7 protein-coding genes are annotated in these 11821 nt (G+C 72.4%); 4 read left to right on the top strand and 3 right to left on the bottom strand.

Going from position 1 to position 11821, the window contains the following annotated elements:
* Together J7E97_RS28070 and J7E97_RS28065 are read left to right on the top strand one after the other, a co-directional pair.
* Nucleotides 1-813 (top strand): alpha-amylase family glycosyl hydrolase (locus J7E97_RS28070; protein ID WP_215032899.1); only part of this gene is annotated, 813 nt, incomplete at its 5' end.
* On the top strand, nt 798-1844 hold the full coding sequence (locus J7E97_RS28065) for a LacI family DNA-binding transcriptional regulator (protein ID WP_215032897.1): 1047 nt from the start codon (nt 798-800) through the stop codon (nt 1842-1844). The genes J7E97_RS28070 and J7E97_RS28065, both read left to right, overlap by 16 nt.
* Here the strand turns inward: J7E97_RS28065 and J7E97_RS28060 are convergent.
* A complete protein-coding gene (locus J7E97_RS28060; RefSeq protein WP_215032894.1) occupies nt 1792-2235 on the bottom strand; it encodes a DUF2867 domain-containing protein in 444 nt (147 codons plus the stop codon). The two genes, J7E97_RS28065 and J7E97_RS28060, sit on opposite strands and share 53 nt — an antisense overlap.
* Before the next feature lie 793 nt (nt 2236-3028).
* On the opposite strand from J7E97_RS28060, the gene J7E97_RS28055 reads away from it, so the two are divergent.
* Together J7E97_RS28055 and pulA are read left to right on the top strand one after the other, a co-directional pair.
* Nucleotides 3029-4807 carry a carbohydrate-binding module family 20 domain-containing protein gene (locus J7E97_RS28055; RefSeq protein ID WP_215032891.1) on the top strand — a complete coding sequence of 593 codons (1779 nt, stop codon included), beginning with the start codon at nt 3029-3031 and terminating at the stop codon, nt 4805-4807.
* A gap of 40 nt (nt 4808-4847) precedes the next feature.
* Nucleotides 4848-10337 (top strand): pullulanase-type alpha-1,6-glucosidase, encoded by a 5490-nt coding sequence (gene pulA, locus J7E97_RS28050; protein WP_374224263.1) that lies wholly within the window; start codon nt 4848-4850, stop codon nt 10335-10337.
* Between the two features lie 86 nt (nt 10338-10423).
* On the opposite strand, the gene J7E97_RS28045 is transcribed toward pulA, so the two are convergent.
* Together J7E97_RS28045 and J7E97_RS28040 are read right to left on the bottom strand one after the other, a co-directional pair.
* Entirely contained in the window at nt 10424-10960 is a 537-nt protein-coding gene (locus tag J7E97_RS28045) for a GNAT family N-acetyltransferase (protein WP_215032888.1), read from the bottom strand.
* Between the two features lie 120 nt (nt 10961-11080).
* Nucleotides 11081-11809 carry a TetR/AcrR family transcriptional regulator gene (locus tag J7E97_RS28040; protein WP_215032885.1) on the bottom strand — a complete coding sequence of 243 codons (729 nt, stop codon included), beginning with the start codon at nt 11807-11809 and terminating at the stop codon, nt 11081-11083.
* Nucleotides 11810-11821 lie beyond the last annotated feature (12 nt).

Raw genomic sequence — 11821 nt, 5'->3', positions numbered from 1 at the left:
GGCGAGGGCGCGGGCGAACGTAACGGCGGCGCCGGGGGGCGGACCCCGAGCGCCGACCGGACGGCCCTGTACCTGCGGCCCGACGAGCTGCACCAGGCCTTCAACTTCCACTACCTGAACACCGGATGGGACGCGCGGGCGCTGCGCGCCACCATCGACGAGTCGCTGGACGCGATGCGCCCGGTCGGTGCGCCGACCACGTGGGTGTTGTCGAACCACGATGTGGTCCGTCATGTCACCCGGTACGGGGGTGGGGCGGTGGGTCTGGCCCGGGCGCGGGCGGCCGCGCTGCTGATGCTGGCGCTGCCCGGGTCGGCGTACGTCTATCAGGGCGAGGAGCTGGGCCTTCCGGAGGTCCTGGACCTCCCGGATTCGGTGCGCCAGGATCCGGCGTTCGCCCGGGGCTCCGGCCAGGACGGGCTGCGCGACGGCTGCCGGGTACCGATCCCGTGGTCGGGCTCGGCCGCCCCGTACGGCTTCGGCGACGGTGGCAGCTGGCTCCCCCAGCCCGCCGAATGGGCCGCACTGAGCGTCGCCGCGCAGAGCGGCGACCCGCACTCCACCCTGGAGCTCTACCGCTCCGCACTGCGACTGCGCCGCTCGCACCCGGCGCTGGGCGCGGGCGACGCGGTGGAGTGGCTGGAGGCCCCCGAGGGCGTCCTGGCCTTCCGCCGGGGGGACTTCACCTGCACGGTCAACACGACGGCCGAACCGGTACGGATACCCGCGCCGGGCACGGTCCTGCTGGCGAGCTCCGCACTGGCGGACCCGAACGTCCTTGCACCCGACACGGCGGTGTGGTGGCAGGGGTGACCACCCCGCCCCGGCTGACGGACATCGCCGCGCAGGCCGAGGTCAGCGAGGCGACCGTCAGCCGTGTCCTCAACGGCAAGGCGGGCGTGGCGTCCGGCACCCGTCACAAGGTGCTGGCCGCCATGGACCTGCTGGGCTACGAGCGCCCCGTACGCCTGCGGCGGCGCAGCAACGGGCTGGTCGGGCTGCTCATCCCCGAGCTCACCAACCCCATCTTCCCGGCATTCGCCCAGGTCATAGAGCAGGCGCTGGCCGGGCACGGCTACACGCCGGTGCTGTGCACGCAGACGCCGGGCGGGGCGACCGAGGACGAGCTGGTGGAGCAGTTGGAGGAGCGCGGGGTCACGGGCATCGTGTTCCTGTCCGGCCTGCACGCCGACTCCTCCGCCGACCCCTCCCGCTACCAGCGGCTCGCCGCCCGGGGCGTTCCCTTCGTCATGATCAACGGCTTCAACGAGCGGGTCCAGGCGCCCTTCATCTCTCCGGACGACCGCGCGGCGGCCGAGATGGCCGTCCGTCACCTGGAGGACCTGGGCCACCGCCGGATCGGCCTCGCCATCGGGCCGACGCGCTACGTGCCGTCCGCCCGTAAGGAGGCGGGCTTCGTCGCCGCCCTCCCCTCGGCCAAGGCCGAAGGCCTGATCCAGCGCACCCTGTTCACGGTCGAGGGCGGCCACGCGGCGGGCGGAGCCCTGCTGGACCGCGGTTGCACGGGCATCGTGTGCGGCAGCGACCCCATGGCCCTCGGCGTCATCCGCGCCGCGCGCGAGCGGGGCCTGCGGGTCCCGGAGGACGTCTCGGTCGTCGGCTTCGACGACTCCCCGCTGATCGCCTTCACGGACCCGCCGCTGACCACGGTCCGCCAACCGGTCCGCGCGATGGCCACGGCGGCGGTCGGCGCCCTCCTCGAAGCGGTGGCCGGCACACCGGTCCAGCGCACGGAGTACGTCTTCCAGCCGGAACTGGTGGTCAGGGGATCTACGGGGCAGGGGCCGGGGGGTGTCGGGGGCGGAGGAGGGTGGCCACTATGAGGTGGTGGAAGGGCTCGATGGTGCGGAAGTAGAGGCGTCCGATGGGGCGGTTGAAACGGACCACCGTGGTGCAGACGCCCTCTGAGCCTGGCCCGTCCGTCTTGGGCCGCACGGCGAACGAGACGCGGAAGTCGAGGTGCTTGTCGTCGTCCCCACAGAGGACTTCGTCCTCTGTGACGGACAGGATGCGGAACGGACCCCTTTTCACACCCGGTTCGATCCGGGTCGCGGCCGCCTTTCCCCGCTCCTTTACCTGCAGGCCGAACGGGGCGACCAGTTTGTCACGAAGGGCCATAAGTCGGCCCATCCACAGGGGACTTCCCGTGAAGATCACCCGCGTGAATTCCACGGCGCTGGTTCCGGGCGCCACGTCGACCGCCACCGCGTCCACGTGGTCATAAGACCCGAGACTCCCGCCCGCAGTCCCGACAACCGGCACCACTCGTCTGCGAACCGTTCTGTTCATCGCCCAGCCCCCTCGTCGCCATCCGCCTCCATTACCGCACACCCACCCGTCCCGATGCCCAGCCCGCCCCTAACGGCGGTCAGTCGCTATGCCGAGAGCGACTGTGTAGCGATCTGACGCGCCTCAAGGCATGGGACGGTGCTCTTGTCGTCCTGTTGTGCGGGTTGGCGGGCGGAGCGCCGGGAAGGGGCCTCGATGGGCCCCGTGTGGGTGTTCCGGGGGTCCCGCGCCCCCGGCCCCGGGCAGGCGGGGGGGTCCTGAGCGGCTGGGGTGCGGCTGACCGGCGGGACCGTGGCATTGAGGGCTGTGATCCGGCCGTGCCTCCGTCTGTCACCCCCAGGCCATCCCCCCGGGGGGATCCCGGAAGGCTTGTGGCGTTCCGGGGTGGGTCGGTCAGTCAAGAGGGGCCGAAGGCCATCGCGCAGCGACGCGACCGAAGGGAGCGCTCTTGACGGACCGGCCCGCCCCGGAAGGACGCTGGACTTCCGGGACGCCCCCAGGGACCGTCAACGCACCCGCCAGGCCGCAGCGAAAGCCCCAGCCTCGCGAGTCGCAGTCAACACCCCCGCCAGCCCCCCACCCCTCCCCGAAACAATTCTGCAATCTCTTGCGCAAAGTCTTGCAGCCCTCCCTCCGGGCACCTACGGTCGCTGCAATCCCCAACTCGGCCCACCCCACCCCCCCCGGTCGAGTGCCTCTCCGCCAGGAGGAACGCCGCATGCTCAGTCCCGCTCGCGTCGCCAGAGCCGCCGCCGCGCTGCTTCCCGTATCCGCCACCGCCACCGCCACCGCCGCCGTCGCCCTGACCGCCGCCCTCGCCCTGGCCGTCGGTGTCGCCGGCCCCGCCCCGCAGGCATTCGCAGCCACGCCCGGGGACAGGGACGTCACCGCCGTCATGTTCGAGTGGCGGTTCGACTCCGTGGCCAAGGCGTGCGGAGACAGCCTCGGGCCCTCCGGGTACGGGTACGTCCAGGTCTCGCCGCCGCAGGAGCACATCCAGGGCGCCCAGTGGTGGACCTCGTACCAGCCCGTCAGCTACAAGATCGCCGGGCGGCTCGGTGACCGTACGGCCTTCAAGGCGATGGTCGACGCCTGTCACGCGGCCGGGGTGAAGGTCGTCGCCGACTCCGTCGTCAACCACATGGCGGCGTCCGACGGGACCGGAACCGGCGGTACTTCGTACACGAAGTACAACTACCCGGGCCTGTACTCCGGCGCCGACATGGACGACTGCCGGGCGGCGATCTCCACCTACACCGACCGCGCCAACGTCCAGAACTGCGAGCTCGTCCAGCTCGCCGACCTCGACACCGGCGAGGACTACGTGCGCGGCCGGATCGCCGGCTACCTCAACGACCTCCTCACCCTCGGCGTCGACGGCTTCCGGATCGACGCCGCCAAGCACATGCCCGCCGCCGACCTCGCCAACATCAAGTCCCGGCTCACGAACCCGGGCGCCTACTGGAAGCAGGAGGCGATCCACGGGGCCGGCGAGGCCGTCTCGCCGGCCGAGTACCTCGGCAACGGCGACGTGCAGGAGTTCCGCTACGGCCGCGACCTCAAGCGGGTCTTCCAGAGCGAGAACCTCTCCTACCTGAAGAACTTCGGCGAAGCCTGGGGCTACATGCCGAGCGCGCAGTCGGCCGTCTTCGTCGACAACCACGACACCGAGCGCGGGGGCGACACCCTCAACTACAAGGACGGCTCCTCCTACACCCTCGCCAGCGTCTTCATGCTGGCCTGGCCCTACGGCTCCCCGGACGTGCACTCCGGCTACGAGTGGACGGACCGCGACGCGGGCCCGCCCAACGGCGGGAAGGTCAACGCCTGTTATGCCGACGGCTGGAAGTGCCAGCACTCCTGGCGCGAGATCTCCTCGATGGTCGCCTTCCGCAACGCCGCGCGCGGGCAGGCCGTCACCGACTGGTGGGACAACGGCGGCGACCAGATCGCCTTCGGGCGGGGAGCCAAGGCGTACGTGGCGATCAACCACGAGGCCTCGGCGCTGACCCGGACGTTCCAGACCTCCCTCCCGGCGGGCGGCTACTGCGACGTCCAGAGCGGCCGCGCGGTCACCGTCGACTCCGGCGGGCGGTTCAGCGCCACCCTCGGCGCCGGGACCGCCGTCGCCCTGCACGTGGGCGCCCGGAGCTGCGGCGACACCTCCACCCCGACACCCACGCCCACCGCGACCCCCACCGCGACGTCCGGAGCCTCCTTCGCCGTCAACGCCACCACCTCCCTCGGCCAGGACATCTACGTCACGGGCGACCGCACCGAGCTCGGCGGCTGGAACACCGCCGGCGCCCTCAAGCTCGACCCGGCCGCCTACCCCGTCTGGAAGCTCGACGTCCCGCTCCCGCCCGGCACGGTCTTCGCGTACAAGTACGTCCGCAAGGACGGCGCGGGGAACGTCACCTGGGAGGGCGGAGCCAATCGCTCCGCCACGGTCCCCGCCAACGGCAAGGTCACGCTGACCGACACCTGGCGCAACTGACCTCCCGTCCGCCCCCGTCCCGCACCCAAGGAGACCCGCCTTGATACGCCCCGCCCTCGCAGGCGCGGCGGGAGTGCTCGCCGCCACCCTGGCCGTGACGCTCCTGCCCGCCCTCCCCGCCACCGCGGCGGCCGCCGCCAAGGCGCCGCCGGCCCCGCCCTCGGACGGCAAGCTGGCCGCCGAGCCCGCGCGGCACGACCTGACCCGGGAGCAGTTCTACTTCGTGCTCCCGGACCGGTTCGCGAACGGCGACCCGCGCAACGACCGGGGCGGCCTGACCGGCTCCCGGCTGGAGACCGGACTCGACCCGACGGACAAGGGCTTCTACCAGGGCGGGGACCTCAAGGGGCTGACCGACCGGCTGGACTACATCAAGGGGCTCGGCACCACGGCCATCTGGATGGCGCCGATCTTCAAGAACCAGCCGGTGCAGGGCAAGGGGGCCGACGTCTCCGCCGGTTACCACGGCTACTGGATCACCGACTTCACGCAGGTCGACCCGCACTTCGGGACCAACGCCGACCTGGAGCGCCTGATCGACAAGGCGCACGGGAAGGGGATGAAGGTCTTCTTCGACGTCATCACCAACCACACCGCCGACGTCGTCGACTACCGCGAGGCCTCGTACGGGTACCTCTCGAAGGGCGCCTTCCCCTACCTGACCAAGGACGGCGTTCCCTTCGACGACGCCGACTACGCCGCCCGCGCCGGAGCCGGCGGCAAGGCCGCGTTCCCGAAGACCGACGCCGACTCCTTCCCCCGCACTCCCTTCGTCCCGGAGGCGAAGAAGAACCTCAAGTCCCCGGCCTGGCTCAACGACCCGACGATGTACCACGACCGGGGCGACTCCACCTTCGCCGGAGAGTCCTCCGGCCAGGGCGACTTCTTCGGCCTCGACGACCTGTGGACGGAGCGTCCCGAGGTGGTGGAGGGGATGGAGAAGATCTACGAGAAGTGGGTCAAGGACTTCGACATCGACGGCTTCCGGATCGACACGGTCAAGCACGTCAACACCGAGTTCTGGACGCAGTGGGCCACGGCCCTCGACGAGTACGCGGGCCGGCACGGCCGCAAGGACTTCTTCATGTTCGGCGAGGTCTACTCGGCCGACACCGCCGTCACCTCCCCCTACGTGACCCGCGGGCGCCTCGACGCCACCCTCGACTTCCCGCTCCAGGAGGCGATCCGCTCCTACGCCTCCCAGGGCGCGGCGGCCGGGCGCCTGGCGTCCGTCTTCGGCGACGACTACCGGTACACGACCGACAAGGCGAACGCGTACGAGCAGGTGACCTTCCTCGGCAACCACGACATGGGGCGCTTCGGGACCTTCCTGAAGCAGGACCGGCCGGGGGCGGGGGAGCAGGAGCTGCTGGACCGGTACCGGCTGGCCAACGAGCTGATGTTCTTCTCCCGCGGCAATCCGGTGGTCTACTCCGGCGACGAGCAGGGGTTCACGGGCGCGGGCGGCGACAAGGACGCCCGCCAGCCGCTCTTCGCCTCGCAGGTGGCCGACTACCTGGACGACGACCAGCTCGGAACGGTGCGCACGCACGCGAGCGATGCTTTCGATCCGGAGCACCCGCTCTACAAGCAGGTCAGTGCTCTCTCGAAGCTGACGAAGGACCACCCGGCCCTGCGCGACGGTGTCCAGAGTGAACGTTTCTCCGACGGCTCGGTCTACGCCTTCTCCCGCACCGACAGCCGTACCGCCAGCCGTACCGACAAGCGCACCGACCCCCGCACGCGCACCGAGTACCTGGTCGCCGCCAACAACGGCACCGAGCCCCGCACCATCGAGCTCGACGCCCCGGCCGGCGCCCGGTACCGCACCCTCTACGGAGCAGCAGCAGCCGACGGCGCCGCGCTCCTGCGCGCCTCCGCCGCCGGGAAGCTCGCCGTCACCGTCCCGGCCCTCGGCTCCGTGGTCCTCCAGGCGACCGCTCCGACCGCCACCGCCGCCTCCACCGCCAAGCCCGCCGCCTCCACCGCCGGCCCCGCCCTCACCCTGAAGGCACCGGCCCCGGGCGCCACCGGCACCGTCGAGCTCTCCGCGACCGCGACCGGCGACCCGCTGAACCGGGTCGTCTTCGCCGCCCAGACCGGCAACGGCCCCTGGCAGGTCCTCGGCTCCGCCGACCACGCCCCGTACAAGGTCACCCAGCACATCGGGGCGACCGTGGCCGCCGGCACCCCGCTGCGCTACAAGGCCGTCGTCATCGACCCGGCCGGCCGCACCGCGAGCGCCCTGGCCGCATCGGCCGCGGGGCAGAGCCCGCCCGCCGAGGTCCCCACCGCCACCCAGCGCGACTACGCCGTCGTCCACTACAACCGCCCCGACGGCGACTACACCGACTGGCGCCTCTACGCCTGGGGCGACCTGGCCGAGGGCGAGGCCACGCCCTGGCCCGCCGGCCACGGCTTCACCGGCCGCGACGCCTACGGCGCCTTCGCGTACGTCAAGCTCAAGCCCGGGGCGAGCAGCGTCGGTTACCTCGTCATCGACAAGGACGGCAACAAGGACGTCGCCGCCGACCGCACCATCGACGTGACCAAGACGGGCGAGATCTGGCTCGACCAGGGCAAGGAGGCCCCCCGCCCCGAACGCCCCGCCCAGCCCCCGCAGGACGGGACGAAGGCCGTCCTGCACTACCAGCGCCCCGACGGGGCCCACGACGGCTGGGGCCTGCACGTGTGGACCGGCGCCGCGACGCCGACCGAATGGTCCAAGCCGCTGCTCCCCGTCCGCACCGACTCCTACGGCGCCGTCTACGAGGTCCCGCTCGCCCCCGGCGCCACGAGCCTCAGCTACGTCCTCCACAACGGTGACGCCAAGGACCTCCCCTCGGACCAGTCCCTGGACCTGAAGGCCACCGGCCACGAGGTCTGGATGCTGGCCGGCCGGCCCGCCTACCTCCTCCCGCAGCCCGCCGGCTCCTCGGCCGCCCTGGACCTCACCAAGGCGGAGGCGGTCTGGATCGACCGCGGCACCCTCGCCTGGAACGCCCCCGCGGCCGCCGCCTCCGTACAGCTCCTCGCCTCCCGCGAGGGCCGGATCGCCGCCGAGGGCGGCGTCCTGACCGGCGCGGACGCGGCGCAGTGGCTGCGCCTGTCGAAGACCCAGCTCACCGAGGACCAGAAGAAGCGGTTCCCGCACCTGGCCCCCGTCACCGCCTTCACCGTCGATCCCCGCGACCGCGAGAGGGTGCGCGAGGCCCTGCGCGGCCAGCTCGTCGCGAGCGCCCGCGCCGCGAACGGCGCCGTCCTCGCGGCCACCGGGGTCCAGCTCGCCGGGGTCCTCGACGACCTGTACGCGAACACCGCCCCCCTCGGCCCCGTCTTCAAGGACGGCCGCCCCACGCTCTCCGTCTGGGCCCCCACCGCCCAGCAGGTCGCCCTCGAATTCGACGGCGGGGACGGGGGCGGGGGCGGCCGGACGGTCCCCATGCGCCGCGACGACGCCACCGGCGTCTGGTCGGTGCGCGGCGAGCGCTCCTGGACCGGCAAGCCGTACCGCTTCGCCGTGACCGTGTGGGCCCCCAGCACCCGCCAGGTGGTCCGCAACCTCGTCACGGACCCCTACTCCACCGCCCTGACCGCGGACTCCACCCACAGCCTGGCCGTCGACCTGGCCGACCCGAAGCTGGCCCCGCCCGGCTGGCGCGATCTGAAGAAGCCCGCGCCCGCCCCCTTCGTCTCCGCGCAGATCCAGGAGCTGCACGTCCGGGACTTCTCCGTCGCCGACCGCACCACCACCCACCCCGGTCAGTACCTCGCCTTCACCGACACCGGTTCGGCGGGCATGCGCCACCTGCGCGACCTGGCCGCCGCCGGGACCTCCTACGTCCACCTCCTGCCCGCCTTCGACATCGGGACCATCCCGGAGAAGGCGGCGGACCGCACCGAGCCGTCCTGTGACCTGAAGGTCTACGCGCCCGACTCCGAGGAGCAGCAGGCCTGCGTGGCCGCCGCGGCCGCGAAGGACTCGTACAACTGGGGCTACGACCCGCTGCACTACACGGTCCCCGAGGGCTCGTACGCGAGCGACCCCAACGGCACCGCCCGCACGGTGGAGTTCCGCCGCATGGTGCAGTCCCTGAACGGGGCGGGCCTGCGCACGGTCATGGACGTGGTCTACAACCACACCGTGGCCTCCGGCCAGTCCGACAAGTCCGTCCTGGACCGCATCGTCCCCGGCTACTACCAGCGGCTGCTGGCCGACGGCTCCGTCGCCACGTCCACCTGCTGCGCCAACACCGCGCCCGAGAACGCCATGATGGGCCGCCTCGTGGTGGATTCGGTGGTCGCCTGGGCCAAGCAGTACAAGGTCGACGGCTTCCGCTTCGACCTCATGGGCCACCACCCGAAGGACAACATCCTGGCCGTGCGCGCCGCCCTCGACGCGCTGACCCTCGCCAAGGACGGGGTCGACGGGAAGAAGATCGTCCTCTACGGGGAGGGCTGGAACTTCGGGGAGGTCGCCAACGACGCCCGCTTCGTCCAGGCCACCCAGCAGAACATGGCCGGCACCGGCATCGCCACCTTCTCCGACCGGGCCCGCGACGCGGTGCGCGGCGGCGGTCCCTTCGACGAGGACCCGCGCGTACAGGGCTTCGCGTCGGGCCTGTTCACCGCGCCGAACGCTTCCCCGGCGAACGGGACGCGGGAGCAGCAGCGCACCCGGCTCCTGCACGATCAGGACCTGATCAAGGTCGGGCTGACCGGCAACCTGGCCGCGTACGCCTTCACCGACTCCACCGGCCGCCGGATCAAGGGCTCGGAGGTGGACTACAACGGCGCCCCCGCCGGTTACGCGGCGGCGCCCGGCGACGCGCTCGCCTACGTCGACGCCCATGACAACGAGTCGCTGTTCGACGCCCTGAAGTACAAGCTGCCGCAGGGCACTTCGACCGCCGACCAGGCCCGTGCGCAGGTCCTGGCGATGTCGGTGGCCGCGCTGTCCCAGGGCCCGTCCCTCTCCCAGGCGGGCACGGACCTGCTGCGCTCGAAGTCGCTGGACCGCAACTCTTTCGACAGCGGCGACTGGTTCAACGCCATCCACTGGGACTGCCGCGAGGGCAACGGCTTCGGCCGGGGCCTGCCGCCGGCCGCCGACAACCGCTCGAAGTGGCCGTACGCCAAGCCGCTGCTGGCCGGGGATCCGGCGCCGGGCTGCGCGGACATCACGGGAGCCTCGGCCGCCTACCGGGACCTCCTGAAGATCCGTACGACGGAGCCCGCCTTCGGCCTCGCCACCACAGAGGCCGTCCAGTCCCGCCTCTCGTTCCCGCTGTCCGGGCCGGAGGAGACCCCGGGCGTGATCACGATGGCCCTGGGCGACCTGGTCGTGGTGTTCAACGCCACGCCCGCCGCGCAGACCCAGCGCGTCGCCGCCCTCGCGGGCACGGCTTACGCCCTGCACCCGGTCCAGGCCTCGGGCGCGGACGCCACGGTCAAGGGGGCGGCGTACGAGGCGCGGACGGGCGGGTTCACGACGCCCGCCCGCACGGTGGCGGTCTTCAGGCGGGGCTGAGCCGGAGGCCGCCGGGCCGGGCGGCCCCGCGCCGGGCCGTCCGCGCCGGGCCGTCCGCGCCGCGCTGATTCCGGTCCGGGGGCGGCTCACACCAGCGTGAGCCGGTCGAGCCGCTTCTCCAGCAGGATCACCCCGTACACCCGCCCGTCCTTGGCCTCCTTGTGGGGGAACTCCCCGACCACCCGGTAGCCCGCACCCTGGTAGTACGCGAGCAGCCGGGGGTTGGTGGAGACGCAGTCCAGCCGCGCCCGTTCGAGACCGGCCCTGGCGATGCGCCGCTCGGCATGTTCGAGCAGCCGCCGGCCGGCCCCGACGGGCGCGCTCTCGCGTTCCACCATGAGCCGGTGGACGTAGCCGGCGACGGGCGGCTGAACGCCCCAGGCGTCCTCGTCGGACCACCACAGTTCGTACGCCCCGACGGCGTGGCCGTCGTCGTCCGACGCGAGCCACACCTCGCCCTGGCGCATCTTCTCGACGAAGTGCGCGGAGTCCTTCTCCCCGGGCTTCCACTGCTCGATCCCTTGGCGGACCATCCAGCGGGCGGCCTGGTCATACAGGGCCACCAGTGTGCCGGTGTCCTTCTCCTCCGCCTGCCGGAACAAGATCCCGTCGTCAATGATCATGCAGGCATTATGGCCCGGCAGTTGATCAAGAATCGGCGGCCCGGCGGCGCTCGCACGGGCCTGCCCGGCGCGGCCGGGCACCGGTCACCCCGGCCCGGCCCCCGCACCGTTCGGTGCCGCTCAGAGCTGTGCGGGCACGCCCGGCTTCACCGAGGCCGGTACGAGGGCCACGAGCCGCCCCACCAGCTCCCCGAACGGCCCGTCGGCCGGCTCGTCCACGAGGATCCGTACGAGGATGCCCGCCATCTGCGCGTCGTAGGCGGCGCTCACCGCGGCCAGTGCCGCGAAATCGTGCACCAGTTGCAGTTCCAGCTCGGCGCGCGGGATCCGCCGCCCGTCCAGCCAGATCAGCGCGGTCGACTCGGCCAGGGACACCCACGAGCGGACCACGAGCTCCAGCCGGGCCGGCGGGGCCTGTTGGTCGACCCCCAGGTGCGCGAGGATCTGCTCGTACGCCGCCTGGCGCACCTCGTCGATCATCGCGTTGGCCCGGCTGCTGCCGACCGCGGGCCCGCCCCGCATCAGCGCCGAGAACCCCGGCCCGTGGTCGTCGACGAAGGCGAAGAAGCGCCCCATGACCCGCAGCAGCCGCGCCCCGAGCGGACCCTCCCGCGGCTCCACGAAGCGCAGCGCGAGCTCGTCCGCCGCCCGGCGCAGCGCGGCCTCGTACAGGCTGAGCTTGCCCGGGAAGTAGTGGTAGACCAGCGGCCGCGATATCCCCGCGGCCGCCGCGATCTCGTCGATGGACACGTCATCGGGCGACCGGTGGCTGAACAGCTCCAGCGCCACCCCGATCAGCTGCTGCCGCCGCTCCTCGACACCCATCCTGCGCCGCACCCCGGTTGTCATGCGGACACCCTA

This window comes from Streptomyces sp. ISL-66, assembly GCF_018614135.1.
Taxonomy (GTDB): domain Bacteria; phylum Actinomycetota; class Actinomycetes; order Streptomycetales; family Streptomycetaceae; genus Streptomyces.
Note: the sequence above shows the minus strand (reverse complement) of the source record. Positions and strands in the feature narration are given on the sequence as shown.